This window comes from Isoptericola sp. Y541 (assembly GCF_059445465.1).
This window is the reverse complement of sequence record NZ_JCAIUJ010000014.1, coordinates 1-26,358: the sequence shown is the minus strand read 5'-3', so window position 1 is coordinate 26,358 and position 26,358 is coordinate 1. Positions and strand designations below refer to the sequence as shown.

The following is a 26,358-nucleotide window of genomic DNA, read 5'->3' as shown; positions in this document are numbered from 1 at the left end:
CGAACTACCCCGCGTGATCCGCATCGTCACGAACCTCGAGCTCTACCGCCTGGGATGGTGACCGTGAATAGCCCTCTCAGATAACTACAGCTTTTGAGACAACCGCCGGTTGGTAGGTGCTTGGTCGCTGCTCCGCGCTATCCAGGTGCTAAGCACCAGGTGGGTGCGCGTATCTCGGTGTAGCTGTCCACAGGCGCACCCTCGTTCTGCCCTGTATTTACGGGCCTGAGCACCGATTCGTGTCCCTGCGTGCGATGAGGTCGAGTGCAGTTCAACCCCCCCCCCCAGCGGCACCCTCATCAAGTGGAACGTGCCTGTGCCACATCGAGTGTGGACGCTCACGGAGTAATTGCGATCTCGGGTGCCTCGGCAACGGAGTTCTGCCTCGGCAAGCGGTCTTGGCGCTCAAGGCCCTTCTACGCCGATAGCTCCTCCAAACGCCGCCTGATTTCTCAGACACTGGTTGCACCCGCGCTCATCCTGCCCTCGGTAGGAGTGTGGTTAGGCCCACCTATCGGTGCGTCTAGGCCTGTACTGCGCGGTCTTCGGTCTTTCTAAGGTTGAGCATATACCAACAACGAGAGGAACCGGCAACATGACGAACACCAACAATGAGGCCTCCGCACAAGCGCAGCGGGCGAGCGAGGCCGGCGTCCAGCAGGCCTCGTCCACGGTGAAGAAGTGCGTTGTGATCTACGGTGTGGTCGGCGTGATCGTGCTGGCAGTGCTGGCTGTGATCGCCATTATGGGTGGCGAGGTGAGCACGTTCATGTGGGTTCGGGCGGGCATCCTGCTCGCGATCACCCCCTTCTTCTCGATGCTCGCTACCCGCGCGGCGAAGGGCAGTCGCAAGGATTTCGACCGGCTGCGGACTGTGACGCTCATCGTGCCGATCGCGATCATCGTGGTCGACCTGATCCCCGGTCTCTGCCCCACCTGGTACGCCGCGATCCAGGCCGTGTCTGCGTTGACGCTGGTCGCGGTCGCCATCATCACTCGCCGGCAGCCCCTGACGAGCGCTTTCCCGAAGGGCGCATGAGGCAGATGGCACGATCGGTCGCCGAGACACAGGATCAGGCCGGGCAGTTAAAATCGGTTGTAGAGCGGAACGAAGGGGAGCACATGCGACAGATGGCGTCGTGGCCGGCTGCTGCCTGGCACGGATTTGTCAGAGCTGTGCTGCTCACCGCCCTCGCCCTGGCCGTCCCCGCCCTCGCAACGGTCCTCCCATTCGTAAGCGCGCTGTTGGGTTCGGCCTGGTCGTGGAGTAATCCGTGGTCCTGGTTCGGGCTGCTGATGATCCTCATTCCGCTCACGCTGGTGCTGGCCCGCCCGCTCGGCACGGCGTTCCGACGGGTGACGGCCCGCTGGTCTGGCATCCAGGTCGATGACGGCTATCGTCGCCCGGAGAACGCGCCGGAGCCGGTGCAACTGTCTACCGGGCAGTGGTGGAACGGCTACTCCTACGAGCGCACCCGCCGGGATGCGGAGCTCGATCAGCGGCTGCGACGCCGCGGAGGCGACCCCGCCTACTGGCGCGACGTGCGGTGGGTGCCGATCGCCGCGCTAACCGCCGGGGCGGTGTGCCTCATTCCCGTCACAGCTCTCGTCGGCGCGCTCATCGCCTTCGCCCATGCGACACCAATCACGATTACGGTCGGCGTGCTCCTTGCGGTTGTAGCGGTGGCCACGGCTCCCTACGCCTGGCGGATCGCCCCTCCGTTGGTGGTGCGTTGGCTGAAACTGCCGGACAGCATTGTGATGGCCGAGCAGGTGCACGAGTTGGAGATGCAGCGTGCGGATGCGACGGCGGCGCAGGCCGCGGAGATCCGCCGGATCGAACGCGACCTCCACGACGGCGCCCAGGCACGACTGGTCGCGGTGGGTTTGTCGTTGGCGACCGCGGAGAAGCTCATGGACACCGACCCGGAACGAGCGAAAACACTGCTGCGCGAAGCACGCAAAGGCACCTCCAGCTCCCTGACGGAACTGCGCGAGCTCGTCCGCGGCGTCAACCCGCCCGTACTCGTGGAACGCGGCGCCGTCGAGGCGATCCGCGCGCTCGCCCTCGACAGCCCCTTGGACATCCAGATCGATGCCCCCGACCGGTTGCGGCTGGAAGCCCCAATCGAGGCGGCCCTCTACTTCGGCGTCGCCGAGCTGCTCGCCAACACCGCCAAGTACGCGCCCACCGCCCAGGTGCAGATCCAGGTCCGTCATCGGGGCACGACGATCGAGATCGACGTCGATGACAACGGCTCCGGAGGCGCGAGCGTGGAGTCCGGGGGTGGCCTCGATGGCATCCGCAGAAGGCTCGCCGCTTTCGATGGAACTCTTACCGTGACCAGCCCGGTCGGTGGGCCGACCCAGACGAGGATGGTGGTGCCATGCGTATCGTTGTAGCCGAAGACCTCTACCTCCTGCGCGATGGCGTCGTCCGCCTACTCGAGGCCTACGGGCACGACGTGGTCGCGACCGCAGCGACCGGGCCCGAGACCCTGGATGCGTTGCTCACGCACCGCCCAGATGTCGCGATCGTTGACGTACGGATGCCTCCGACGAACACCGACGAAGGCCTCACCGCCGCTCTCAGCGCCCGCGAAGAGATTCCGGGGCTCCCCGTGCTGATCCTGTCTCAGCACGTCGAACAGCTCTACGCCCGTGAGCTTCTCGCCGACCAGGCCGGCGGGGTCGGATACCTCCTCAAGGACAGCGTGTTCGAGGCCGACCAGTTCATCGACGCCCTCGAACGCGTCGCCGCGGGCGGCACCGCCCTCGACCCCGCCGTGGTCTCCAAACTCTTCGCCCGCCCGGCCACAGCACCGCACCTCGCGCAGCTCACCGAGCGGGAACGTTCCGTCCTTGCGCTCATGGCCGAAGGACTTTCCAATACCGCCATCGCGGCGCGTCTGTTCCTCAGCGAGAGTGCGATCAGCAAATACACCACCACGACCTTCGACAAACTCGGCCTCGACGACGACAACAACGCCAATCGACGTGTCATGGCCGTCCTCACCTACCTCAACGACGCCCGCAACTAACGCGCAGCGCGACTTGCGCGTTTCTGGGTGACGTGTCTCAGAGGTGTTCTCACCAGGGGCAGTGAGAGCGTTATTCACGGGCTCGGGGTTGGCCATGGGTATGTGATGGCTTGACCTGCATCGTTGCTGGTCAGAGTCAAGTTTGGGCAGGTAGCGCAACGGCCTCTCGCGTCCGGTTTGATCCAGGTTGTCTACGCCAGGATCGAACCCGAACGAAGGACCGATGCGTTACCACTCTACGTGCGGACTGACCGCCGCCCAGACGACCGAGCTGATCGCCCGTGCCTGGCAGGTGCACGTCGGGCGTGAGGAAGAACGGTACGACTTCGAGCTCGGGTTCGGCCGGGCGGTGACGATGGTCTTGATCAAGGTGCGACACAACCTGCCGCAGCAGCTGACCGGGGACCTGTACGGGATCTCCCAGTCCACGGTCTCGCGGATCTGGCAATACCTGATGCCGATCATCGGCCAGGTCACCGCCCTGGACCGCAGGCATCTCCATGAGGCGCTCGAGCGCAGCACGGTCCTGATCGACGGCACACCGGTGCCCACCGGCAACCGGGCCGGAACCGGCACGACGAACTACAACGCCAAACACCACAAGCAGGCCCTCGGCATCCAGGTCGCCGCGTTCCGCGACGGCACCCTGGCCGACGTGTCGGTCCCGGTGCGAGGATCCCGGCACGACTCGCGGGCACTGGACGAGGTCGGCTGGGCCGGCCAGATCGCCGCAGCCCGCCGGCAGCGGGTGATCGCCGTGCTGGCCGACACCGCGTACGTCAAACACACCCGCCTGACGCCACGGCGCAAGACCAAGGGCGTCGCACGCACCGACGCCGACCGCGAACACAACCGCCACATCGCGTCCCTACGTGCCCCGGTCGAGCGGACGATCGCGCTGCTCAAGCAGTGGAAGACCCTCGCGACCGGCTACCGCGGACGCCTGGCCGAACTACCAAGCGTGATCCACATGATCACCAACCTCGAGTTCTACCGCCAGGCCACGTGAATAGCGCTCTCATCCGACACACCCAACCGCACCGCTTGCTGCGCCACGACGTCTATACACTTGCCCCGCAGCCACGCACTTACCTGCACGGCCGACTGGTCCTGATCGGTGACGCTGCCCACGCCATGCTGCCCACCATGGGACAAGGCGCCAATTCGGCTTTAGAGGATGCCATCAGCGTCGGACGTCTGATCGGTGAGCCAGTGGCCGACGGCGAACCGCTGGCAAATGCACTGAAACGCTACGGCACGGACCGATACGTGCACGCCCGGAGAATCGTGCGCCGTTCAGCCCTGACAGCTCGATTCGGCTCGCACCTCCAGTCCCCGCTCGCTGGTCGGCCCGAAACGTCCTCTTGCGGATGCTTCCAGCCGACCGTTTGGCCGCGGCCGGCACCGATATTCTCAACTGGGCCCCCGCACCCCCTCGCTAGCCAGGCGGTTGCATCGGCAGTGCGGAGCACTCTCTGGGAAAATCCCTATTCGGCCAGCGGGCCGATCGACAGAACCCAGGGCGCTCCACGCCGCCGACCGACGTTGACGAGCGCACCGCCGAAACCGTACGGCCTGCATAGACCGGCCTCAACGCCCACCCGAGCGCGACCGCGGGATCGGAAGATAACGGAGGAGACTTCCTTATACGGGTGCGACTCGCGAGGGATAGCGATGGCGGTCACGGAGTCGAGCTCGCCGAGACCTACGAACGAAATCATGCCGTCCGGCCGCAACCTTGTTCGAGTTGACGATATGCGTGTGCAAGTGCGGGTCGCCCGTACGGTCGTCGTAGTGATCGAACGCGGTAGCGACCACCCCCGGCACGTCGGCCTGCGCAACCGCGCCATCGCGTCCGGTTGCGCCAGCACGGGTCGCTGCAACCTCTCGCTCCATGAACGCAACCACCTCCGCAACCGCCGCATGGTGCGCGTCCGCGATCAATGCCTGCGTCCCCGCATCCGCAACCGCCCACAACACAGACGCAGACTTCGGAACCGAGAACGTGAAGCCGAACCCCGCCGCCGCGCGACGTGTGCCGCGTTCGGATTCCCCGACCTCGGTAGAGACGACCTGCTTTGCTCGTCGTTGGTGTGAACAACGACGCTTGGGTGGGCCTGAGTAGGTGCTTGTCAAACCCAAGCAGGCCGCTCGTCGACGTGCGTCAGAGAGTCCCTGCGTAGATGAACGCAAGGATCGCACCCGTCAATACGAGCGTATGGAGAATCATGTGCTCCAGGTTGGGCCGGGGCCGATCGCCGATTCGGGGAAGCACGATGATCGTGTGCGAATAGGTGCGGGCGTGGAGTTCCTGCCATGAATCACCGGTGCCTGCAGTCGCCCACGGCACGCTCACACCGGCCAGGTAGGGAAGCCACCATAGGAGGAGCCCACCGATCAGGACGAGAAGTTCCAGCGAGCCAGCAACCCACGCGAACGTGGAGAGGTGAAATGCGGCCGCGAGGACGACGAGTACTACCGGGAGGAACATGATCGGGCCGTTGATGGCCACTTCGATTGTACGTTCCCGCTGAGTGGCGGACCGCGCGTTGTTCAAAGGTGCGAAGTCGACCAGCGTCGTGAGCACAAAGTAGATGACCGCTACGAGCAGGACAACGAGGGTGAGGACGAGCATGGGGAGAATCTCCGATCAGATAGGGCAGATGATTTCGTCGCCTTGGTGATGCACCCGATGGCGTCGGCCCCGCGCGGGCAGTGAACGGGCGTGGTGGCCGATCAGGGGCGGGACTCATATCCCCTGACTGCGAGTTGCGCTGCGACTCCGTCGATAAAGGTTTCGGTTGCGATTCGGAACCAAGTGTCATAGAGCTCACGTGGGGCAGCCGGATCGTTGGGGACATCACCGAACTCCGCGAGTGCGAGACCGACCACGAGGACGTATAAGGACTGAAATGTGAGCAACGCGCGCTCGGCCGTCGTATGCAGCTCGCGCGCAAACGCTGGCCCGAACTCCTCGGCGATGTGCTGGGCGACTTTCGAGGAGAGGTTCACTGTCGCAATTACTTCGGTCACTCCCGGATGTTTTCGCAGAGTCTCGCGGAGTCCCGTGGCGAGTGCGGTGAAGTTAGCCCGCCAGCCCGCGGCCGCATCAAGTCCGGCCACGATCTCCACGGCAAAATTGTCCACGACCTCCTGAAGCAGTTCGTGCTTGCCAGAGATGTGGTTGTAGAGCGATGCCGCCTTCACGTCGAGCCGAGCGGCTATGGCCCGCATTGAGAGAGCGGAGCGTCCACCAGAATCGAGGATCTCGCACGCGGTCGCGACGATCGCGCATCGGGTGAGCGGGGTGGCCATTTCAACTCCTGAACTAACAGCGTTAGTGTCATGCTAACACTGTTAGTTTGAGACGTGCAAGCAGACGTAAGGTCACATCGATGACTGTCTGGCCACAACGGCCCGGCGGTGTCATACGGTCCAAGCAACACTCCTGGTCAGCGGGCGTCGGACCGGAGGCTTGCTGGGTGGGCGCACGGGTGCTGCTGTCGTTCTCGGATCGGGTGGAGATTGCCACGGGGTTCAAGGCGGGGTGGGGTCCGCGGCGGATCGGTCGGGCGATCGGCCGGTCGGTTTCGGTGGTCTCGCGTGAGCTGACCCCGCCACCGGCTCGCGGACGGGACGTACAGCCAGTCACGACCGACGCGCGGGCCGAGCGGTCCCGGGCGCGGCCCAAGGAGCACAAGGTCGGGGCCGATCCGGTCCTGGCTGCGCGGGTACGGGCGGATCTGAAAACGCTCCCGCACGCCGCGGCAGATCGCGGGACGGTTGCGTCTGGAGGCTGCGGACGCGACGGTGTCCACGATGAAGCACTCGCCCGACGCCCAGGGCCGCACGGTCAGCCACGAGGCGATCTACCAGTACGTGTACGCACTGCCCAAGGGCGAGCTCGCTGCCGCGGGCATCATGCTGCGCTCCAAGCGGACCCGCCGCCGGGCCCGTAAGCCCGCTGGTGAACGGTCCGCGCGGATCGTGGGAATGGTCTCGATCGATGACCGCGATCCCGAGGCGGCCGGGCGGCGGGTCCCGGGCAACTGGGAGGGCGACCTTGTCATCGGCAAGGCCGGTAGGACCGTCGTGGCGACACTGGTCGAGCGCACCACACGGTTCGTTGCCATCAAGGCCCTGCCAGCAGGCAAGGACTCCGCGGGCCTGGCCGACGTGCTGATCGAGGAGTTCAACGAGCTGCCCACGCTGGTGCGCAAGTCCTTGACCTGGGACCAGGGAACCGAGATGGCCCGTCACGCTGCCCTGACCCTGGCCACGAGCATGCCGGTCTACTTCGCCGATCCCCGCTCGCCGTGGCAGCGGCCCTCCAACGAGAACACCAACGGCCTGATCCGCGAGTACCTGCCCAAGGGCACCGAGATCACCGACCACCAGCCCTACCTCGACGCGATCGCCGAAGAACTCAACGAACGACCCCGCGCGAGCCTCCGCTTCCTCACCCCGCGTGAGGCCCTTGAGAAGCTACTGCGCGACGAAGCCGTTGCTACCACCGCTTGACACCGCCCCCGACACGGAATCTGGGACTCAACCCGGGAATGCCGTTGGTCTGAACAACGACGCTTGGGTGGGCCCGGAGAGACTCGAACCCCCGACATCCACGGTGTAGAACGTGGAAGCGCCCTTGACCTGCACCTTTACTGCCGGATCGTGGACCGCGGGCCTCTGGCGGGGCCGAGTTATGCGGTCGACGTTCACGCTATTCAGGATCGCACGGCATGCGCGCCGACGGCGAAGAGACAGCCGCTCGACACCCACGCCGAACTCAAACGGACGTGCTGGGCGAGGCGCTCGCGGGGAGCGCGACGCCGTTGGGCGCGCCTCGCTCAGTGATGCCCACGTCACCTCAGAATTAGGAGACGCCCTAGAGTCCCGAGGGTGACCGGCGGCCGGCTCTTCGCGATCGGCCGGTGTCAGGACCCGAGAGAGGTCGTGAGCTTCTCGAGCAGGTCGCGGGCCGTGTCCGCCGTCTCACTGGTCACCGCGCTACTGAGACCGATCAGGACGGGCGCGAGAAGGCCGCGGAGGGTCACGACCTTGCCCTTCATCACCATGGCATCGGGGCTGGGCTTCGTCACCTCTGCGAGGACAGCGGCACTCTCTGCCCGGACCACTTTCGCGTCGTCTGCCTCAAGGCCCAGAGTCTCGAGCGAGGCGAGCAGCTCGGAGACCGCCGCGGCGAGCGGCGTGTACCCGTCGGCGATATCAGACGTCTGTGTCTGGTTCACGGACTCGCTGTTCCAGGCCAATTGCGCGTGGTCGCCATTAACCGTGACCACCGGCGCGTGGTAGTTGTTCACTACGGTCGAACCCCAGCCGGCGGAGGCGACACCCTTCGTGCCTGCTTGGACCGGCACCTTGATCGACATCTTGTCGACCCTCCGTTGCAGCTCGCGCTCCATCTGCCGCATGCCACGCTCGTTGATCTTGAAGCCCTTGGCCACGCGCACCTCCCCGGTTCAGGTCATCATCCCGCACCGCGTGCCTGCGGGTCCAGGGTCAGGACATGTCTCCCAAATTGTCGGTGAGGCGCGCAGCAGACTGTCGAGGTGACGTCTTCGCGGTACCGGACGCTGTCGGACGGGCAGTGGGAGCGGATCGAGCCAGTGCTGCCCTCGAACGTCGGGCGGCGGGGTCGCCCGTTCGGTGACGACCGGCGGGTGGTCGAGGCGACCATCTACCGGCACTGGACCGGGATCCGGTGGCGCGAGCTGCCGCGTGAGGAGTTCAGGCCGTGGAAGGCGGTCTGGAAGCCAGTATCGCCGGTGTGTCGGGGACGGAACCTGGGACCGGGTTCTCGCGGTCCTGCTGGCCGAGGCCGACGTGGCCGGCCAGGTCGACTGGAACGTGTCGGTGGACGCGACGATCACCCGCGCGCACAGCACGGCAGGAACACGACCCGCCCGGATCAAGACACAGGGGGCGACGTCGAACTACACGCCGACGACGTCCGGCGTCGGCTTCGCCGGACGGTTCGGTCACGCGTGCTCGCGCCGGCGTCAGTCCGCGCGGTTGGTGGTGATCGGCACGTCGATGCGGTCTCGGGCGACGACGACCCCGTCCTTGATGGCGAAGCACTCGACTAGGTGCTCACCTCGGAAGCTCGAGTGCTCGATGCGAGTGTCGGGACCCGTCGAGGAGATGATGTCGCCGCGGGTCATATGTCGCCGCTCGGCCCCTTCGCCGCGGTTCAGCACCTTCCACTTCAGCGTGTACGGCTCTTCGACCGTGCAGCTGGTGACCTTGAACTTCAATCGTTTACCCGCCAGGAGGGGCATCCCAACGCGGCTCATCGCACGCAGCCACACCGGCCGCCAGCCATCCTGAGTGACCTCGCAGTCGATGGTCAGCGTCTCGCGGATGTCGACCGGGTTCAGGTCCTCGATGAACTTCTCGGTGCTCCTGGACGAGGTCGATGCAGTTAGAGCAGCCTCGGCAACCGTCAGCGGCACGCTGGTGCCGAAGACCTCGCGCCACTTCTTGACTGCCGCGGACTTGCCCTCGTTCTCGATCGCGGAGACGCAGCGGTTGTAGGCCTTCTTCGCCTTGGCCTTGAACTTGGCCTTGACGTGGACACGCTGGCGGCTTCCGAGGGCCAGGTAGTAGTCCTTCTCGGGCTCGTCCTTGAGGAACTCGAAGAAGTCACGGGACATCAGGTCGAACGAGCCCGTGTTTGCCGAGTCGTACGCACTGGTCTGCTGGAAGAAGTTGTAGACCAGCGTATCGATTACCAGACCGCCGATGTTCACGCCGTTCGTGTTCTTCCAGGCTCGGGCCATCCGGGCGAGGTGGCGCATGTTGGCCGAGGTGCGGTCGTTGCACTCCTTCGTGGCCGTGATCTCCGCGCGCGGCTTGGTGGTCTTCCAGGTCTCGGCCTTGGTGTCGGGGTAGTTGAAGCTCTCGTCGGCGTTCTCGAAAGCCGGCTGGACCTCGAACTTGAATGAGTTGGAGGTGAACTGCAAGCGCACGACGCACTGGTCGACGCGGATGTCGGTGTTCGGGTATCGCGCCTTCAGTACGTTGCGCACCCGCTCGAGCATCCGGCGCGGTCCGTTGGCGTCGTCGTAGTCGTCGCGCAGCCCGCCGGCAGGATGAAGATCATGTCGAGGTCGGAGATGGACTTGATCGCCGTGTGCCGTCCGAACGAGCCGATCATCAGCCTGTAGTCAACGCACGCGTCCTTGTCGCGAAAATTCTTGTTCAGGGCCTTGGTGATCTCGTCCCGGCGGGTGCGGATCGTCGTGACCTTGTCCCCCACCTTGAGGTTCGCCAGCAGCCCGTCGAAGATCTCGCCGGTCTCCATCGTCAGACCTCGTCTCCGTTGAGCCGCAGAGCCTCGGGGAGCAGGAGGTCCAGCTCGCGGGAGCTGAACGTCAGCTCCTCGTTGTTCTTCAGCCCTTCCTTGGCCCTGTCGTACGCCTTGCTGCTCGTCCGCGATGCCCCGGAGTAGATCGCGCGGGCAGCCTCCTGCAGCTCGTCGCGGCGAGCCCTGGCATCAGCGTCCGTGATCTCGCCGGACATCAGGTCGGCGATGAGCGAGATGTAGGACTCGCGCACGCCCCACAGTCGGGACGCGCTGTCTCGGTGCCCTTCGGCCTCCTCGTGGAACCGGAACGTCTTCGCCCCGAGCGTGACCCAGGTGACCAGGACCGCGACGGTGGAGGTCACGAAGCTGGTCACCGTCGTGCTGGCAAACTGGCTCATGACCGCGACCAGGAACGTGCCCGAACTGATCGCCGTCAGCGCGATGAGCACAGCCTGCTGCAGGCGGTGCTTGGCGAAGCAGATGTCCGCCTGCTTCTCGTGGGTCTTGTGGGCGTACGCCACGCGACCAAACGACTCGCGCACCTGCGCGAGCAAGTACCGGTCACGGCCGACCGCCGCGGCATCCTCGTAGGTCAACTCGCTCCGATCGCTCAAAGAATCTTCGAAGCGCGCGCGACCAGCGAGTGCACCGGCTACGAGTATGCCGATGACCACCGACACGGTGGAACTGCAGGCTCTTTTTTGGTCCCGTGAGACCGTGGAGCGTGCCGCCTGTCCGCCAGCCCGGGCACAGACTCAGGAGGGCCGGAGCCAGTTCGACGGCTCCCTAACGACGCGAGACGACTCCGTTCCGCACGGACGGAACTCGCGACCTCAACTGCAAGACGTGTGACCGCTCGATTCTGCGCGGAGGCCCCCCGGGGGATACACGAGTCCAGGCGTGCGTAGCTCGCTCGCAGGTGAGGTTTGCTCCTCGCTGTGGAGCACGATGGTGACCTCGTTGAGGCGGGTGGCGATGGTGTCTACCTGGTCAGGAGCTGGGCTTCACCGGCGCCGTTCGGACCACGACTCGTCGGGGTCGGGATGCGGGCGATTCGACTTCTCCCGCCCGACGCCGCGCGGCTGCGGGCCGGGTCTACCGGTCAGGCGGGGCCACCGGTGGCGCAGTCGAGGTCGCCACCGGTCAAGTTCCCGCTGGTGGTTAAGCGCTCCGTGATGCGGCTGGCGTCAGGCGCTGAGCTCGAGGAGCGCATCGCGCTGTGCGTCGGGGCCCTGCGTCGACGCCCAGGCCCGCGCATAGCCGGAGGTGATCGCCATGCTGCGACCGTCGCGAAAACCCCGCCGGTGGTTATGAACCGGCAGGGGTTTTGAAGCGGGTCCTTGAGCGGCGTGTCGCCGGCGCGTCGAGCCCGCGGGGGGGTCGCATCAGAATCGGTCAGTTTTGATGCCCTGCGCCTTGTTGTCGAAGTCCAACACGCAGTCGCGGGGAGGCGTGCTCGCGCGAGTCCCTGTCTAGGGCTACGCCGTCTCATCAAAGCGACTCGGTAGAGCCCCGCTACGCGCGCCTGACAGGGTCCGATGATGCCCCGAGCGGGGGGCTCACAGTTGGCCTCTGACGGCCCCTGACTGAAGGGGTCAAATTCACCCTCTACCCGGGTCGCCGGCCCGGGGAATGCTTCCTACGCTTCGAACCACGCGCTCAGAAGGTGGCGAGCGCTCGCCCTTCTCTCCCTTAGGAGGTCCAGGAATGGCCCTGGACAAGAAAGCTCTCCGGCGCGCGACCCAGATAGCCGCAATATCTCTACTTATCTCGGGCTCTGTGACTCAATTCGCAACCGCTGCCGAGCCGGCTCCTGGCACTCCCGTCGATGAGACATATGTTGACGGCCAAGGGGTCGTTCACTACAACTTCGATCCTTCCGAGCTACCCGGTTTCACCGTCGAGCAGGTAGCGGGTACACCTCTCCCGACCACTCTGGTAGAGGATCCCTGGAACCCGCACCCGCCCGAGAACGTGGCAGGGTGCGAGTTCAACCAGGAGCGCCCTGGCCCCGCGGACAACACTGCCGAAGCCAGCATCGAGCTCACCTATGACCCCACGACCTGCACCCTCAAGGTCGCTCGCGCCATCTACCCCGCTGACGCCGTGCCCGAGGTCGTCGACACAGGCGGAGTGCCCGCGGCGGGCGACCTTACGGACGAGGAGTCCGGGCCGGACGTAGCACCTCTCGCCGCCGCCCGTTGGTTCGCTGCCGTCAACACCTGGTACATGGACCCGCCAGCCCTGAAGGTCAACAGCACGGATGCCGAGGTCAGGTGGAACACCACGCAGCGGAACAGCTGGTATCACCGATGGTCATGGATGGATCCGGGGTGGTCAAGGACCTCGAAGGGCAGTTCGCACGCCGGCTTCACGACGACAACATGGGGGTCCTTCAAGAACACGTGGTTCTGCAACCCGTCGAAGGCGACCTACACGAGTCTCCGTGCGAGCGTCACAGGCCGGACGAACGGCACGTGGACCTACGCCGCGTCGGGCTCGAAGAGCGGCGATTGCGCGTCCTTGCTCCGTCGAGGCACGTTCGCCAAGAAGGCAGCGCTGTAGACTCCAAGGATGGCCGAGATGCAGCTCGACCGGCACGAAAGCCGGACGGTTGGATTCTGGGAGACGTTGCTTAGATCCTGGGTCTTCTGGATTTCTGCGGGTGCAGCGCTCATCACTTCCCCGTGGCTCTTCTGGAGTGTTCCGATGGCAGGAGTGGCAATTGCCCTAATCGGATCGGTGTTCTGGTTCACGCACCGCACGGTCGTGCCACTTGCGCTGGGCCTCGGGTTCGTCGTGGGTTCGGTACCTTACGCTTTCCTATCCCTTCTGGTGCTGCTCCACATCATCTAAAACGAACGGCGAGGGTGGCGAGAGAGTCCTAAGTCTCGCCACCCTCGCCAGCCCGGCCTGCCCCTGGACCGCCCAGTTTCGAAACCTCCAGAACCCGATTCTGGCGTGCCTCAGAATCGGTGGTTTCTGAAGCGTCTACAGTGCAGGCGGTCGTCAGGTCGAAGCGATGCAGGTCACACCTTCCAGGAGAATTACCGGGGAGACGCCGCTGACCTGCCGATACGGCCACGTCCCTGAGGGGATACGCACCGCGGGGATACGAAAAGTGGGACGCACGCCTGCCAGCGTGGCGGGCATGGACACCCACCTGGAGCGCCGTTGCACGGCGGCGCGCGTCGGCCCACGGTCCTCGGCGGAGCCGAACAACACGGGCTATGTCGGCCCTTCGGGACACCACCAGCAGGAGCCGAACTACACAAGGAGACTTCGGCCGAACTTCAGGTCGACACTGCGCGACCGGCGCATGGACATCGGCGCGGACTCGGACTTCAACCGGGCATACAGGACGAAGGCGTTGCGCCCGATTCGGGCTCAACGCGCCGGGTCACACCGTTCGCCTCGGCGCGACACCAGTTCAGACAATTGACGCAAAGCGTTGGTCCCGATTCGGGACCACCGCTGATCTCGCCGTCGGCCGGTCATGGAGGTTCATCGTCGGGCGCCGCGTGCGCCCTCCATGACCCACCCGCACCTCGACAACGCGTCGCAGGTCCGCTCCCAGCGCGGCTCCCACAGCTCCCCGTCGAGAGCAAGCTTCCGCAGCAGCGCCTCGAGGAGCCTCGACGTCGCCACCGGCGAGGCGAGCACCGTCGCGAGGCAGTCGTCCCGTGAGTGCTGTATCCCCTCGACCCGCACTCGGTCGACGAACTCCAGCGCCACGGCCCCCGAGCGTGCCGCGCGGCGCTCCTCGTACGCAGCACGCCGGCAGACCTGCGAGCACCAGGTCGCCGGCCGGCCCGTCTTCCGGCGCTGCACGGCACTCCCGCAGCGCGGGCACACGCCGGCCACGACCTGGCGACGCTTCGTGGGTGGTTCGGCCGTCCCACGCCCGGACGGGCGGGAGGCTTCCGTCACCGTGCACTCCGCGCTGAGGGCATCTGGACGACGAGCTGACGGCGGAGCTCGTCGAGGTCGACGCGGATCACGCGGCCGACTTTGTAGCCGGTGATGGTGCCGCTGGCGATGCGACGACGGATCGTCTTGGTGCAGATGCTGAACTCCTGGGCGGCCTCGACGAGAGGGACGAGCCTGCCGGTGGGCGGCCGCGCGGGCTGTCGTCGTTGCGTGGCCATGTCGACCTCCTGGCTATCGGTGACTGTCACTGGTGAGGTGTGCGAGCGAGTCCTCGTGAGGAACGCGAGGACCGGCTCAGTGCAGTTCACGGCTGTCGTCGTCTCCCGGTTCGCCGCGCTTGCGCGCCCGCCGTGCGGCGAGCTCGTCGGCGCGCCGCAGCTCGACCATGCGCTGGGTGATCATGCGGTCACGCTCGGCCGATGCGTGCTGGTAGATCATCGCGATGCGCGCCTCGGTGTGGCCTCCGCGGTGCATGAGCTCGGCGGTCGTCGCGCCGGCCCGGGCCGCCATGGTGAGACTCGTGTGCCGCAGGTCGTGGGTCTTGACGTCCGGCAGACCGGCCTTCTCACGGGCCGTGATCCACGCGTACCGCCAGGTGCCCTCGGACAGCACCGTTCCGGTCCGAGAGGGGAAGACGAGCCCGTCACGCCCCGGCTGCGCGAACCTCCCCAGGTGCTCGGCCAGCGACTCGGCGACGACGCGCGGAATGGCGATCGTGCGCGAGCCCGCCTCCGTCTTCGGGCGCCCGACGACGGCCCCCACTCCCCTGCCGCCCTGGGAGACGTTCTGGGCAACGGTGATCGTGGCGTCGTCCGGGTCGCGCACGTCGACGTCGCGCCGGCGCAGCGCGCGCACCTCGCCGATGCGGAGCCCGGTCCAGGACATCACGTCGGCCAGGGCGCGGTACTTCTCCGGCAGCGCGCGAGCCAGCGCCTCGACCTCCTCGGGCGTCAGCACCACGGGGGTGCGATGGCGGCGGTACCGGCCGGCGCCGGTGATCCGCACCGGCGAGGTGTCGATCAGGCCCGCGCTGACGGCGGCGCGGAACACCCCGGAGACGAACTTGTAGACCTGTGCCGCCTCCCCCGCGCCGTCCCCGTTGGTGCGGCCCTTGGCCTTCGCCCGCTTGCGCAGGTCGGCCTTGAGCTGGGCGTGCCAGACAGCGACGTCGGTGATCGTGACGTCGTGCAGGTACTGGCGCCCGAGCGTCGGCTCCACGTACACGCGGACCATCCGTGTGTAGTTGCGGTACGTCGACGGCGCCAGCGACCGGGACTCGACGTACTCGGACGCCCACTCCGCCACCGTCAGCCGCCGCACGACGTCGCGCCGGTCCGGCGGGCGCCACTCCCCCCGGTCGATCAGCTTGCGCTCCTCGACGAGCCACATCTGCGCCGAGAGCTTGTCGCCGAACGTCTGGGAGTAGCGCTTGCCGTCCGGACCCCAGTAGCGCGCTCGCGCGCTGACGATCCGGTTGCTGGTCTTGCTACGTCGGGACTCGACGACCCCGAAGCCACCCTTAGGCATGGCCACCACCGCCTTCATGGCGGCAGGTGTGCGGCGTGGCCCGCGGGACTCTGGCGGGACCATGGCGGGACTCTAGAGTCCCGCGAGAGTCCATCTCAGTGCTGGCCGGTCCACGACCTCGGGCGACGAAGATGCAGGTCAGGCACGCAAAATCCCTGGTGGTGGGCCCGGAGGGACTCGAACCCCCGACATCCACGGTGTAAGCGTGGCGCTCTGACCAGCTGAGCTACAGGCCCTGGCAGCGCAGGCAAGAATACCGGGCGCCGGAGCCACCGCTCGACGCCGCGCGCCTCACGCCGGATCCCCGCACGTCGGGGAGCTCCACGCGTCAGATCTCCGCGAGCGCCTCGCGGTACGCCTCCAGGTCGCGCCGCTGACCGCGCGGATTGACGACCGACCACCGCACGATCCCGTCGGCGTCGACGAGGAACGACCCGCGCAGCGCATGACCGCTACCCGGGTCGAATACGCCGTAGGCGTCGGCCGCGGCGCCGTGCGGCCAGAAGTCGCTCAGCAGGTCGAAGCCGAAACCCTCCTGCTCCTGCCACGCCTTGAGCGTGAACACCGGGTCGGTCGACACCGCCAGCAGGCGCACCCCGGCCGCCTCGAAGTCCTCGATGTTGTCGCGCAGCTCGCACAGCTCGCTGGTGCAGATGCCCGAGAACGCGAACGGGAAGAAGACGACGAGCGCCGGGTCGCCGCGCAGGTCAGCCAGGTGCACGGGGGTGCCGTGCGTGTCCGGCAGGGTGAAGTCCGGCGCGGGGTCGCCCGCGCGCCCCCGCGCCTCCGGGGCCCCGCTCGTCACCGGCTCAGCGGCCACGACCGCGGTTGGCCAGCTTCGTGGCCGACCAGTCCGGCGCCACGGCGAAAGTGCTCGTGGCATGCAGGCCGGCGGTTGTCGCGGCCTCCTGGATCTCGTCGTGGCCCACGTGCCCGTCCCGGCCGGGCTTCAACGTGAGGAGCCAGATGAGGCCTCCGTCGTCGAGCACCGTCAGGACGTCGACGAGCGTGTCCGTCAGGTCGCCGTCGTCGTCACGCCACCACACGATCACACCGTCGGTGACGTCGTCATAGTCCTCGTCGACCAGCTCGCTGCCGACCACGGCCTCGATGTCCGCACGCAGCGCGTTGTCGACGTCCTCTCCCCACCCGAACTCCTGCACCACCTGCCCGGTGCCGAACCCGAACCGTGCTGCCGGGGATTCCGCCTGCTTACCCACGTTGGACCTTCGTTCCTCTCCGTATGACGTACAAGGGCGCACTCGGGGCCCTCATGACCCGTGTGCGCCAACGTAGTCCACCGGAAGCGCGCGCGCCCGGCAACCCCCCGGGGCGTCCCGGTCTGCGGGACGGCGTTCACCCGCCGCGATCTCGGCGACACCGGCGCCCTGGCATGACGTAGATCACGGATCCTTGACCGGCCGATGGTGTGTCCCCCCGCCTCATCTGGGGACACAATGAGTGATGACCACCCGTTCGTGGTCGCACCGTCGCGACCACGCGTCGCGGTGCCCCTACGACGGGATGCCTGACACGGGCCCGGGGCGGCGACCAGGTGCCGCCACCGCCCGAAGATGAGAGAGGTTGCTGGTGGCTTCGTACGAGGAGACCGGACCGTTGATCAACGGCCTGCTCAGCGCCGTCCCGGACATCGACCCCGCCGAGACGTCGGAGTGGGTCGAGTCGCTCGACGGCCTGATCGACGACAAGGGCGGCCCGCGTGCCCGGTACGTCATGCTCAACGTGCTCCGTCGCGCGCGGGAGCGCAACGTGCACATCCCCGCATCGGTGGCGACCCCGTACGTCAATACGATCGCCGTGCACGACGAGCCGTACTTCCCGGGCGACGAGGCGATGGAGCGTCGCTACCGCTCGTGGATCCGCTGGAACGCCGCCGTCATGGTGACCCGCGCCCAGCGTCCCGACGTGTCCGTCGGCGGCCACATCTCCTCCTACGCGTCCGTCGCGACGCTGTACGAGGTGGGCCTCAACCACTTCTTCCGCGGCAAGGACCACCCCGGCGGTGGCGACCAGGTGTACTTCCAGGGCCACTCCTCGCCCGGGCAGTACGCCCGCGGCTACCTCGAGGGCCGGCTCAGCGCCGAGCAGCTCGACGGGTTTCGCCAGGAGAAGTCGCACTCCGGCGGCGGCCTGCCGTCGTACCCGCACCCGCGGATGCTGCCCGACTTCTGGGAGTTCCCGACCGTCTCGATGGGCCTCGGCCCGGCGTCGGCGATCTACCAGGCCTGGACCAACCAGTACCTGCACAACCGCGGCATCAAGGACACGAGCCAGCAGGACGTGTGGGCGTTCCTCGGCGACGGCGAGATGGACGAGCCCGAGTCGCGCGGCATGATCCAGCTCGCGGCGCACCAGGCGCTCGACAACCTGACCTTCGTGGTGAACTGCAACCTGCAGCGCCTCGATGGCCCGGTGCGCGGGAACGGCAAGATCATCCAGGAGCTGGAGGCCCAGTTCAAGGGCGCCGGCTGGAACGTCATCAAGGTGGTCTGGGGCCGCGAGTGGGACGCCCTGCTCAACGCGGACAAGGACCGCGCCCTGGTGAACCTCATGAATGCCACGCCTGACGGCGACTACCAGACGTACCGCGCGGAGTCCGGGGCGTTCATCCGCGAGCACTTCTTCGGCCGCGACCCGCGGACCAAGGCGCTCGTGCAGAACATGACGGACGACGACATCTGGAACATGAAGCGCGGTGGCCACGACTACCGCAAGATCTACGCCGCGTACGCCGCCGCGCGCGCCCACACGGGCCAGCCGACGATCATCCTGGCGCAGACGGTCAAGGGCTACGCGCTCGGATCCAGCTTCGCGGGCCGCAACTCCACGCACCAGATGAAGAAGGTCAAGAACGAGGACCTCAAGGCGCTGCGCGACAACCTGCGCATCCCGCTGACGGACGAGCAGATCGACGCCGACCCGTACCTGCCGCCGTACTACCACCCGGGCATGGACGACGAGACCATCCAGTACCTGCTGGAGCGTCGTCGCCACCTGGGCGGGTTCCTGCCCGAGCGCCGGTCGTCGCCCAAGGCGCTGACCCTGCCGGACCCGAAGTCGTACGAGATCCTCAAGAAGGGCTCCGGCACCCAGCACGTGGCCAGCACGATGGCCTTCGTGCGCCTGCTCAAGGACCTGATCAAGGACAAGGAGTTCGGCAAGCGCATCGTGCCGATCATCCCGGACGAGGCCCGCACGTTCGGTCTGGACGCGATCTTCCCGAGCGCCAAGATCTTCAACACGCAGGGGCAGAACTACCTCGCCGTGGACCGCGAGCTCATGCTGAGCTACAAGGAGTCCGAGACCGGGCAGATCATGCACACCGGCATCAACGAAGCCGGGTCGGCCGCGGCCTTCCAGTCCGTGGGCACGTCGTACGCGACGCACGGCGAGACCATGGTGCCGGTCTACATCTTCTACTCGATGTTCGGCTTCCAGCGCACCGGCGACCAGTTCTGGGCGGCGGGCGACCAGCTCACCCGCGGCTTCATCATCGGCGCCACCGCCGGCCGCACCACGCTGACCGGCGAGGGCCTGCAGCACGCGGACGGGCACTCGCCGATCATCGCCGGCACGAACACGGCGATGGTGCAGTACGACCCCGCCTTCGGGTACGAGATCCGGCACATCATGCGCGACGGTATCGAGCGCATGTACGGCGACGGGTCGGACGGCCGCGACCAGAACGTCATGTACTACCTCACGGTGTACAACGAGCCGATGATCCAGCCGGCCGAGCCGGAGGACGTCGACGTCGACGGCATCCTGCGCGGCATCCACCGCATCTCGACCGGCGACGGGGACGGCCCCAAGGCCCAGCTCCTCGCGTCCGGCGTGGGCGTGCCGTGGGCGCTGGAGGCGCAGCAGCTCCTCGCCAAGGACTGGGGCGTGTCGGCCGACGTGTGGTCGGTGACGAGCTGGAACGAGCTGCGTCGGGACGCGCTGGCGTCCGAGCACGACTCCCTGGTGAACCCCACCGTGGAGCCGCGGACCCCGTACGTCACGCAGAAGCTGTCGGGCGCCCAGGGCCCGTTCGTCGCGACGAGCGACTTCGATCACCTGGTGCCGGACCAGATCCGTGCGTGGGTGCCGGGCGACTACGCGGTGCTCGGTGCGGACGGCTTCGGCTTCTCCGACACGCGCGCCGCGGCGCGGCGCTTCTTCCTCATCGACGGCCCGTCGATGGTCGTGCGGACGCTGCAGCAGCTCGCCCGCCGCGGCGAGGTCCCGGCGGACGTCGTCGCGAAGGCGGTCGAGAAGTACCGCCTGTTCGACGTCAACGCGGGCACCTCCGGCATCGCCGGCGGGGACAGCTGACCTCCGCGGGATAGAGAACCCCGAACCGCGAGAAGCTCGGACAAGGCCGCACCGGGTGCGGCCTTGTCCGAGCTTCTCTATCTCGCGGTTCGGGGTTCTCTATCCCGCGGGTCTTGCTTCTCTATCTCGGCGCGTGGGGTTCTCTATCTCGGCGTGGACTGCTCGCGCGCGGCGACCACACGCTCCAGCTCGGCGCGTAGCTCCCCCGTGCCCGGGTGCAGCGCCAGCGACTGCAGGTGCTGCCTCGCCTCGGCCACACGCCCGGCCTCCAGCGCCGCGAGGACGAGCTGGCGGCCCACCTCCGGGGTGTGCTCGCGTGCGCGCCAGTGCCCGATGCCGAGCCCCAACGCCTCGGTGGGCATCCCGGCGTCGCGCAGGATCATGAGCCCCTCCGCCAGCGCCTCCCCCTCCGGTTCGCGCTCGGACGCCGTGCTGAGCCGGCGCACCGCGCCCTCCGGGTCGTCCGCGACGGACAGCCGCCCCAGCTCGAGCAGCGGCCGCCAGCCCCGCGGGTGCCCGGCGAGCTCCTCGGCGAGCGACCAGACCGCAAGGTCCGCGGCCCGCTGCTTGGCTACCTCGTCGGACGGGGCGCTGAGCGGGTCGTCCGGGCTCGGCGACTCGGCCGCGCGGCGTCGGACGACCTCGGCGAGGGCGTAGAACGCCCGGGCGTCGTTGGGGTCGTCGGCCAGCATCGCCCGCAGCGCGTCCTCCTGCACCGTGTCCCCGCGCTGCGAGCGCGACGGCCGGCGCGTACCCACCGTGGAGGCGGAGAACGGGCGGCGCAGCAGCTGCCGGAGCCGAGGCATGAGGGCCATGTCCTCGACCCTATCCAATGACCTCTCCGGCGTCCGGGGCGGGCACGGACGCCGACCCCGTTTGTGCACTCCCCACAACACCGCCCGTATCCTCGACCCATGACCACCACCGGCACCCCGACGTCCGCAGCGAGCGGGACGCCCGCCCGCGAGGGCTCCCCCGGCCCAGCGGCGGGCGAGGAGGAGAGCCCCGTCTCGCGGGGCGAGAACGTGCAGCGCGTGCGCGAGGGCGTGGGCGTGCTCACCTCGGCGGCGATGCGGCGGCTCGACGAGGAGGTGCACTGGTACCGGCAGCTCCCGGCGGAGGACCGTTCGTACGTGGCGCTGGTCGCCCAGTCCGGCATCAACGCCTTCGTGAGCTGGTTCGCCGAGCCCACGCCCACGCCGCACGGCGTGGGCGAGATGTTCGCCGCGGCGCCGCCCGAGCTCACGCGGTCGATCTCCCTGCAGCACACGCTCCAGCTGGTCCGCCTCATGGTCGACGTCGTCGAACAGCACTCCGACGAGATCGCCGCCCCGGGGTACGAGCGCGAGCTGCGCGAGGCGGTACTCCGCTACTCCCGCGAGATCGCGTTCTCCGCCGCCGAGGTCTACGCGCGCGCCGCCGAGGTGCGGGGCGCCTGGGACGCCCGGCTCGAGGCGCTCGTCGTCGACGCGCTGGTGCGCGGCGACGGCGACGACTCGCTGCGCTCCCGCGTCTCGGCCCTGGGCTGGAGCGGTCGTGGTCAGGCGCTCGTGGTCGTGGGCGAGGCCACGACCCGCCTGGACGACGTCCGCACGGCCGAGCTGCGCCGCCTGGCGCGCCGTGCCGCCGGCGACGCCCTGGTCGGCATCCACGGCGACCGGCTGGTGCTGGTCCTCGGCGGCGGCGGCGACCTGGTCGCCGCCGCATCCTCCCTGCTCGACCGCTTCGGCCCCGGCCCGGTGGTGATCGGCGGCGTCGTCCCCGACGTCTCGGAGGCGGCGGCCTCCGCCACGGCGGCGCTCGCGGGGCTGGCCGCCGCCCCGGCCTGGCCGCAGGCCCCGCGGCCCGTCCTCGCGGACGAGATCCTGCCCGAACGCGTGCTGACCGGCGATGTCACCGCGCGGCGCACACTGGTCGCCCAGGCGTACCGGCCGCTGCAGGAGGCGTCCGGCTCCGTGCTCGAGACTCTCTCCGCGTACCTGGGCACGGGGCGGTCCCTCGAGGCCGCGGCGCGCCGCCTGTACGTGCACCCCAACACGGTGCGCTACCGCCTGCGCAAGGTCTCCGAGATCAGCGGCTGGGACCCGCTCGACGCCCGCGAGTCGTTCGTGCTGCAGATCGCCCTGGCGCTCGGGCAGCTCGAGGGAACCACCGCATCTGCCGGTTGAGCCTGTCGAAACCGGGTCTCGACAAGCTCGACCGACGAGAGCAACCAGGTCTCGACGAGCTCGACCAGCGCACGGCTTGGAGGTTTCCCACAATCGCCTTCCGCGAGGTTCGTGCGGGTCGCGACGACGTGTCCGGCGGGCGGGGTGGCACCGTGGTTCCGTGCTTGCCGTCGTCTGCCCTGGACAGGGCTCTCAGACCCCCGGGATGCTCAGCCCCTGGCTGGAGCTGCCCGGCACCGCCGACCTGCTCGACTCCTTCTCGGCCGCGGCCGGGACCGACCTTGCCCAGCACGGGACGACGTCGGACGCGGACACGATCCGCGACACCGCCGTGGCCCAGCCGCTGATCGTCTCTTCATCGCTGCTCGCGCTGCGCACGATCCTCGACGGTCGCCCCGCGACCGACGTCGTGGACGTCACGGCGGGCCACTCGGTCGGCGAGCTCAGCGCCGCCGCCGTCGCAGGGGCCCTCGACGACGCGGGCGCGGTCGGCCTCGTCTCCCACCGCGCCCGCGCGATGGCGGAGGCCGCCGCGGCCGCGCCGTCGGGCATGAGCGCCGTCGTCGGGGGAGACCCGGACGAGGTGCTGGCCTCCATCGAGGCGGCAGGCCTGTTCCCCGCGAACGTGAACGGCGGCGGCCAGGTCGTCGCCGCGGGCGACCCGGAGCGACTGGCCGCCCTCGCGGCTGAGCCCCCGACCCGCGCCCGGGTGATCCCGCTGCAGGTCGCGGGGGCGTTCCACACGCCGTTCATGGACTCCGCCCGCGTCGCCTTCGAGCAGGTCGCCACCGGCTGGCTCGCCACCGACCCGCGGCTGCCGCTGCTGTCGGACGCCGACGGGGCCTCGTACGACACGCTCGCGCCCGGCTCGAACGGCCACGGCACCGCCGCCGACGTGCTCGCCCGCCTGGCCGCCCAGGTGACCACGCCCGTGCGGTGGGACCTGTGCCAGGCGACGTTCGCCGAGCGCGGCGTGACGGCGATCCTCGAGCTCGCCCCGGGCGGGGTGCTGACCGGCCTGGCCAAGCGGGCTCTCAAGGGCGTCGAGTCGGTCGCGGTCAAGTCCCCGGATGACGTCGACGCGGCGCGCGACCTGATCGCGCGGCACTCCGTCGCCGGCGGGGCCGCCGCGTGAGCACGGCACGCAGGGCGCTGCGCCAGGCGGAGCCGGTCCCGCACTCGCGGATCCTGTCCGTCGCGGGCGAGCGCGGCTCGCGGGTGGTGACGAACGACGACGTCGCCGGCCCCATCGACTCCTCCGACGAGTGGATCCGGCAGCGCACGGGCATCGTGACCAGGCGCCGCGCGGATGCCGAGGTCGGCGTGCTCGACCTGGCCGAGGCAGCCGCCCGCAAGGCCCTCGACGCGGCCGGCCTCACCGGCGCGGACGTCGACGTCGTGATCCTGTCCACGGTGACGTACTTCCACCAGACGCCCGCGGGCGCCGCCCTGCTCGCCGAGCGGCTGGGGGCCACCCCGGCGGCGGCCTACGACGTCTCGGCCGCCTGCGCCGGGTACGCCTACGGCATCGGCCAGGCCGACGCCCTCGTGCGTTCCGGCGCCGCGCGGAACGTGCTGGTGGTGGGCGCCGAGAAGATGTCGGACTTCATCGACCCGACCGACCGCTCCATCTCGTTCCTGCTGGGCGACGGCGCCGGGGCGGCCGTCGTGGGCCCCTCGGACACGCCGGGCATCGGCCCGACGGTCTGGGGCTCGGACGGCGCGAAAGCGCAATCCATCCGGCAGACGCACCCGTGGTCCGACCTCCGCCAGGACCCGACGGCCGGCTGGCCGACGCTGCGCCAGGACGGCCAGAGCGTGTTCAAGTGGGCCAGCTTCCAGATGGCGCCGATCGCCGCGAAGGCCATGGCGGAGGCCGGCGTCGAGGCGCAGGACATCCAGGTCTTCGTGCCGCACCAGGCGAACATGCGGATCATCGACCAGCTGGTCAGGCAGCTGCGGCTGCCCGACGAGGTGGTCGTCGCGCGTGACATCGCCGACACCGGCAACACGTCGGCGGCATCCATCCCGCTCGCCACGGAGCGCCTGCTCGCCGAGGATCAGGCGCACCCGGGCGACCTCGCCCTGCAGATCGGCTTCGGCGCCGGTCTCGTCTACGCGGCCCAGGTCGTGGTGCTGCCCTAGTCAAGCCCCGTTGCTGACCCCATCGGCCGGTTCGCCGCCCGAGGTCGAGACGGACCCCCGTGGTGCGGGACAATCGCACCGCAACACCCCACGGTGCCGGAGGGCCGGTACCCCGTACAAGGAGAGACGTACCCCATGGCTTACACCTCCCAGGAGATCCTCGAGGGTCTTGCCGAGATCGTCGCCGAGGAGACCGGTCTGCCCACGGACGCGGTCGTGTCGGAGAAGTCGTTCACGGACGACCTCGACATCGACTCGCTGTCGATGATGACGATCGTGACCCACGCCGAGGACAAGTTCGGCGTCCGCATCCCCGACGACGAGGTCAAGAACCTCACGACGGTCGGCGACGCCGTCTCGTACATCGAGGGTGCGCAGGCCGCGTGACGCCGCGGGGCCCTCGCCCCGCCGCACGGGCGGGCCGGTCACCCCGGCCCGCCCGGCATCCTGACCGAGCAGCACCTCGCCGCACCCGTCCCACACCAGGAGTGACCACCCATGACTGCCGCACCTGCCTCGCGCGACGTCGTCGTCACCGGCCTTGGAGCCACCACACCGCTGGGCGGCGACGCCCCCAGCACGTGGGCGGCCGCCCTGGCGGGAGAGTCGGGCGCGCGCACCCTCGACAACGACTGGGCGGAGACGTACGGCCTGCCGGTCACGTTCGCCGCGACGATTAAGGTCACCCCCGACCAGGTGCTCTCGCGGCCCGAGACCAAGCGCATGGACCCGTCCACGCAGTACGCCATGGTCGCCGCCCGGGAGGCCTGGCAGGACTCGGGCGCGCCCGAGGTCGACGGCGAGCGTCTCGGCGTGGTCGTGTCGTCCGGCATCGGCGGCATCTGGACGACGCTCGACGGCTGGGACACGCTCCGGGAGCGCGGCGCGCGGCGCATGCTCCCCATGACGGTCCCGATGCTCATGCCGAACTCCCCCGCCGCCTACGTGTCGCTCGAGTTCGGCGCCAAGGCCGGGGCACACGCCCTGGTATCCGCCTGCGCGTCCGGCGCCGAGGCGATCGGCTACGGCATGGACATGATCCGCGCCGGCCGCGCCGACGTCGTCGTGTGCGGCGGCACCGAGGCCACGATCCACCCGATGCCGATCGCCGCCTTCGCGGCCTCGCGCACCCTGTCGCTGCGCAACGACGACCCGCAGGGCGCCTCCCGCCCGTACGACGTCGACCGCGACGGCTTCGTGATCGGCGAGGGCGCGGCGGTGCTGGTGCTCGAGAGCGCCGAGCACGCTGCGGCGCGCGGCGCGCGCATCTACGCCCGGCTCGCCGGGCTCGGCCTGTCGTCCGACGCCTACCACATCACCTCGCCGGACCCCGAGGGCACCGGCCAGGTCTCCGCCATGCGCCGGGCGCTCGAGGACGCCGGCGTGACGTCGCGCGACGTCGCGCACGTCAACGCGCACGCCACGTCCACCAAGGTGGGCGACCTCACCGAGACGGCGTCCATCCGCAAGCTCATGGGCGGCGAGGCCGACCACGTGCGGCTCTCGGCCACCAAGTCGATGACGGGACACCTCCTGGGTGGCGCCGGTGCGCTCGAGACGCTCTTCACGGTCAAGGCCGTGTCCGAGCGGCTCGCCCCGCCCACGATCAACGTCGAGAACCCCGACCCGGAGCTCCAGGTCCCGCTGGTGCGCAGCACCCCGGAGAAGCTGCCCGACGGCGACCTCGTCGCGATCAACAACTCCTTCGGCTTCGGCGGCCACAACGTGGCGCTCACGGTCACCAGCGCCTGACAGACGGTCCACCGACGCGAAACGCCGGTTGAGCCTGTCGAAACCCAGCACGCCGGTTGAGCCTGTCGAAACCCCGTCACAGGGTTTCGACAGGCTCAACCGGCGTGCTGGGTTTCGACAGGCTCAACCG

22 protein-coding genes, 1 tRNA gene and 5 pseudogenes are annotated in these 26,358 nt (G+C 68.5%); 15 read left to right on the top strand and 13 right to left on the bottom strand.

What is annotated here, in order from left to right; all coding sequences use genetic code 11:
• Nucleotides 1–595: 595 nt before the first annotated feature.
• The 5 genes and pseudogenes from AC1C2V_RS19570 to AC1C2V_RS19550 form a co-directional block, all read left to right on the top strand.
• Nucleotides 596–1,039 (top strand): hypothetical protein, encoded by a 444-nt coding sequence (locus tag AC1C2V_RS19570; RefSeq protein WP_495391321.1) that lies wholly within the window; start codon nt 596–598, stop codon nt 1,037–1,039.
• Between the two features lie 5 nt (nt 1,040–1,044).
• The gene (locus tag AC1C2V_RS19565; RefSeq protein ID WP_495391320.1) at nt 1,045–2,403 is read left to right on the top strand and encodes a sensor histidine kinase; all 1,359 of its coding nucleotides are present in this window, start codon (nt 1,045–1,047) and stop codon (nt 2,401–2,403) included.
• Nucleotides 2,388–3,041 carry a response regulator transcription factor gene (locus AC1C2V_RS19560; RefSeq protein WP_495391319.1) on the top strand — a complete coding sequence of 218 codons (654 nt, stop codon included), beginning with the start codon at nt 2,388–2,390 and terminating at the stop codon, nt 3,039–3,041. The genes AC1C2V_RS19565 and AC1C2V_RS19560 overlap by 16 nt, the downstream gene beginning before the upstream one ends.
• Before the next feature lie 223 nt (nt 3,042–3,264).
• Nucleotides 3,265–4,050, top strand: coding sequence for a transposase (locus AC1C2V_RS19555; RefSeq protein WP_495391318.1), 786 nt, complete (start codon nt 3,265–3,267; stop codon nt 4,048–4,050).
• Nucleotides 3,951–4,328 (top strand): annotated as a pseudogene (locus AC1C2V_RS19550) (FAD-dependent monooxygenase); the annotation flags it as partial. The gene AC1C2V_RS19555 and the pseudogene AC1C2V_RS19550, both read left to right, overlap by 100 nt.
• Before the next feature lie 447 nt (nt 4,329–4,775).
• On the opposite strand, the pseudogene AC1C2V_RS19545 reads toward AC1C2V_RS19550, so the two are convergent.
• The 3 genes and pseudogenes from AC1C2V_RS19545 to AC1C2V_RS19535 form a co-directional block, all read right to left on the bottom strand.
• Nucleotides 4,776–5,102, bottom strand: a pseudogene (locus AC1C2V_RS19545) (relaxase domain-containing protein); the annotation flags it as partial.
• 103 nt (nt 5,103–5,205) lie between these two features.
• A complete protein-coding gene (locus tag AC1C2V_RS19540; protein WP_495391317.1) occupies nt 5,206–5,676 on the bottom strand; it encodes a hypothetical protein in 471 nt (156 codons plus the stop codon).
• A 101-nt stretch (nt 5,677–5,777) separates the two neighbouring features.
• Nucleotides 5,778–6,356 carry a TetR/AcrR family transcriptional regulator gene (locus AC1C2V_RS19535; protein WP_495391316.1) on the bottom strand — a complete coding sequence of 193 codons (579 nt, stop codon included), beginning with the start codon at nt 6,354–6,356 and terminating at the stop codon, nt 5,778–5,780.
• Nucleotides 6,357–6,538: 182 nt separating this feature from the next.
• Here AC1C2V_RS19535 and AC1C2V_RS19530 point away from each other — a divergent pair.
• Nucleotides 6,539–7,562: pseudogene (locus AC1C2V_RS19530) on the top strand (IS30 family transposase).
• A 413-nt stretch (nt 7,563–7,975) separates the two neighbouring features.
• Here the strand turns inward: AC1C2V_RS19530 and AC1C2V_RS19525 are convergent.
• Complete coding sequence (locus tag AC1C2V_RS19525) at nt 7,976–8,506, bottom strand: hypothetical protein (protein WP_495391315.1); 531 nt, start codon at nt 8,504–8,506, stop codon at nt 7,976–7,978.
• A gap of 105 nt (nt 8,507–8,611) precedes the next feature.
• Here AC1C2V_RS19525 and AC1C2V_RS19520 point away from each other — a divergent pair.
• Nucleotides 8,612–8,983: pseudogene (locus AC1C2V_RS19520) on the top strand (transposase); the annotation flags it as partial.
• A 78-nt stretch (nt 8,984–9,061) separates the two neighbouring features.
• On the opposite strand, the gene AC1C2V_RS19515 reads toward AC1C2V_RS19520, so the two are convergent.
• The 3 genes and pseudogenes from AC1C2V_RS19515 to AC1C2V_RS19505 form a co-directional block, all read right to left on the bottom strand.
• A complete protein-coding gene (locus AC1C2V_RS19515; RefSeq protein WP_495391322.1) occupies nt 9,062–9,715 on the bottom strand; it encodes a nucleotide-binding domain-containing protein in 654 nt (217 codons plus the stop codon).
• Between the two features lie 222 nt (nt 9,716–9,937).
• Nucleotides 9,938–10,365: pseudogene (locus AC1C2V_RS19510) on the bottom strand (SMODS domain-containing nucleotidyltransferase); the annotation flags it as partial.
• A 2-nt stretch (nt 10,366–10,367) separates the two neighbouring features.
• Complete coding sequence (locus AC1C2V_RS19505) at nt 10,368–10,964, bottom strand: SLATT domain-containing protein (RefSeq protein ID WP_495391314.1); 597 nt, start codon at nt 10,962–10,964, stop codon at nt 10,368–10,370.
• A 1,111-nt stretch (nt 10,965–12,075) separates the two neighbouring features.
• Here AC1C2V_RS19505 and AC1C2V_RS19500 point away from each other — a divergent pair.
• Nucleotides 12,076–12,933 (top strand): hypothetical protein, encoded by an 858-nt coding sequence (locus AC1C2V_RS19500; protein WP_495391313.1) that lies wholly within the window; start codon nt 12,076–12,078, stop codon nt 12,931–12,933.
• Nucleotides 12,934–12,942: 9 nt separating this feature from the next.
• A complete protein-coding gene (locus tag AC1C2V_RS19495) occupies nt 12,943–13,224 on the top strand; it encodes a hypothetical protein (RefSeq protein WP_495391312.1) in 282 nt (93 codons plus the stop codon).
• A gap of 1,070 nt (nt 13,225–14,294) precedes the next feature.
• Here the strand turns inward: AC1C2V_RS19495 and AC1C2V_RS19490 are convergent.
• The 5 genes from AC1C2V_RS19490 to AC1C2V_RS19470 all read right to left on the bottom strand — a co-directional run bounded on the left by AC1C2V_RS19490 (nt 14,295) and on the right by AC1C2V_RS19470 (nt 17,045).
• Nucleotides 14,295–14,516: a helix-turn-helix domain-containing protein gene (locus AC1C2V_RS19490; protein WP_495391311.1), complete on the bottom strand. Its 222-nt coding sequence runs from the start codon at nt 14,514–14,516 to the stop codon at nt 14,295–14,297.
• Between the two features lie 76 nt (nt 14,517–14,592).
• Nucleotides 14,593–15,888, bottom strand: coding sequence for a tyrosine-type recombinase/integrase (locus AC1C2V_RS19485; RefSeq protein ID WP_495391310.1), 1,296 nt, complete (start codon nt 15,886–15,888; stop codon nt 14,593–14,595).
• A 96-nt stretch (nt 15,889–15,984) separates the two neighbouring features.
• A tRNA-Val gene (locus AC1C2V_RS19480) sits at nt 15,985–16,061 on the bottom strand.
• Between the two features lie 92 nt (nt 16,062–16,153).
• Complete coding sequence (locus tag AC1C2V_RS19475; protein WP_495391309.1) at nt 16,154–16,630, bottom strand: peroxiredoxin; 477 nt, start codon at nt 16,628–16,630, stop codon at nt 16,154–16,156.
• Nucleotides 16,631–16,634: 4 nt separating this feature from the next.
• Nucleotides 16,635–17,045, bottom strand: coding sequence for a DUF3052 domain-containing protein (locus AC1C2V_RS19470; RefSeq protein WP_495391308.1), 411 nt, complete (start codon nt 17,043–17,045; stop codon nt 16,635–16,637).
• Between the two features lie 370 nt (nt 17,046–17,415).
• On the opposite strand from AC1C2V_RS19470, the gene aceE reads away from it, so the two are divergent.
• Nucleotides 17,416–20,163 carry a pyruvate dehydrogenase (acetyl-transferring), homodimeric type gene (aceE, locus tag AC1C2V_RS19465; protein WP_495391307.1) on the top strand — a complete coding sequence of 916 codons (2,748 nt, stop codon included), beginning with the start codon at nt 17,416–17,418 and terminating at the stop codon, nt 20,161–20,163.
• A gap of 143 nt (nt 20,164–20,306) precedes the next feature.
• Here the strand turns inward: aceE and AC1C2V_RS19460 are convergent, their stop codons facing one another.
• Entirely contained in the window at nt 20,307–20,978 is a 672-nt protein-coding gene (locus AC1C2V_RS19460) for a hypothetical protein (RefSeq protein ID WP_495391306.1), read from the bottom strand.
• Nucleotides 20,979–21,077: 99 nt separating this feature from the next.
• On the opposite strand from AC1C2V_RS19460, the gene AC1C2V_RS19455 reads away from it, so the two are divergent.
• The 5 genes from AC1C2V_RS19455 (at nt 21,078) to fabF (ending at nt 26,228) form a co-directional block, all read left to right on the top strand.
• Nucleotides 21,078–22,331 carry a PucR family transcriptional regulator gene (locus tag AC1C2V_RS19455; protein ID WP_495391305.1) on the top strand — a complete coding sequence of 418 codons (1,254 nt, stop codon included), beginning with the start codon at nt 21,078–21,080 and terminating at the stop codon, nt 22,329–22,331.
• 160 nt (nt 22,332–22,491) lie between these two features.
• Nucleotides 22,492–23,466, top strand: a complete 975-nt coding sequence (locus AC1C2V_RS19450) for an ACP S-malonyltransferase (protein ID WP_495391304.1) — start codon at nt 22,492–22,494, stop codon at nt 23,464–23,466.
• A complete protein-coding gene (locus AC1C2V_RS19445; RefSeq protein WP_495391303.1) occupies nt 23,463–24,476 on the top strand; it encodes a beta-ketoacyl-ACP synthase III in 1,014 nt (337 codons plus the stop codon). The genes AC1C2V_RS19450 and AC1C2V_RS19445 overlap by 4 nt, the downstream gene beginning before the upstream one ends.
• 135 nt (nt 24,477–24,611) lie before the next feature.
• Nucleotides 24,612–24,863 carry an acyl carrier protein gene (locus AC1C2V_RS19440; protein ID WP_079574895.1) on the top strand — a complete coding sequence of 84 codons (252 nt, stop codon included), beginning with the start codon at nt 24,612–24,614 and terminating at the stop codon, nt 24,861–24,863.
• A gap of 111 nt (nt 24,864–24,974) precedes the next feature.
• A complete protein-coding gene (gene fabF, locus AC1C2V_RS19435; protein WP_495391302.1) occupies nt 24,975–26,228 on the top strand; it encodes a beta-ketoacyl-ACP synthase II in 1,254 nt (417 codons plus the stop codon).
• Nucleotides 26,229–26,358 lie beyond the last annotated feature (130 nt).

Coding starts and splice junctions, on each gene's coding strand:
- AC1C2V_RS19570 (WP_495391321.1), top strand. CDS start 596: ATGACGAACACCAACAATGAGGCCTCCGCACAAGCGCAGCGGGCGAGC.
- AC1C2V_RS19540 (WP_495391317.1), bottom strand. CDS start 5,676: ATGCTCGTCCTCACCCTCGTTGTCCTGCTCGTAGCGGTCATCTACTTT.
- AC1C2V_RS19490 (WP_495391311.1), bottom strand. CDS start 14,516: ATGGCCACGCAACGACGACAGCCCGCGCGGCCGCCCACCGGCAGGCTC.
- fabF (WP_495391302.1), top strand. CDS start 24,975: ATGACTGCCGCACCTGCCTCGCGCGACGTCGTCGTCACCGGCCTTGGA.
- AC1C2V_RS19515 (WP_495391322.1), bottom strand. CDS start 9,715: ATGTCCCGTGACTTCTTCGAGTTCCTCAAGGACGAGCCCGAGAAGGAC.
- AC1C2V_RS19565 (WP_495391320.1), top strand. CDS start 1,045: ATGGCACGATCGGTCGCCGAGACACAGGATCAGGCCGGGCAGTTAAAA.
- AC1C2V_RS19460 (WP_495391306.1), bottom strand. CDS start 20,978: ATGGCCCTCATGCCTCGGCTCCGGCAGCTGCTGCGCCGCCCGTTCTCC.
- AC1C2V_RS19535 (WP_495391316.1), bottom strand. CDS start 6,356: ATGGCCACCCCGCTCACCCGATGCGCGATCGTCGCGACCGCGTGCGAG.
- AC1C2V_RS19485 (WP_495391310.1), bottom strand. CDS start 15,888: ATGGTCCCGCCAGAGTCCCGCGGGCCACGCCGCACACCTGCCGCCATG.
- AC1C2V_RS19455 (WP_495391305.1), top strand. CDS start 21,078: ATGACCACCACCGGCACCCCGACGTCCGCAGCGAGCGGGACGCCCGCC.
- AC1C2V_RS19495 (WP_495391312.1), top strand. CDS start 12,943: ATGGCCGAGATGCAGCTCGACCGGCACGAAAGCCGGACGGTTGGATTC.
- AC1C2V_RS19560 (WP_495391319.1), top strand. CDS start 2,388: ATGCGTATCGTTGTAGCCGAAGACCTCTACCTCCTGCGCGATGGCGTC.
- AC1C2V_RS19500 (WP_495391313.1), top strand. CDS start 12,076: ATGGCCCTGGACAAGAAAGCTCTCCGGCGCGCGACCCAGATAGCCGCA.
- AC1C2V_RS19555 (WP_495391318.1), top strand. CDS start 3,265: ATGCGTTACCACTCTACGTGCGGACTGACCGCCGCCCAGACGACCGAG.
- AC1C2V_RS19440 (WP_079574895.1), top strand. CDS start 24,612: ATGGCTTACACCTCCCAGGAGATCCTCGAGGGTCTTGCCGAGATCGTC.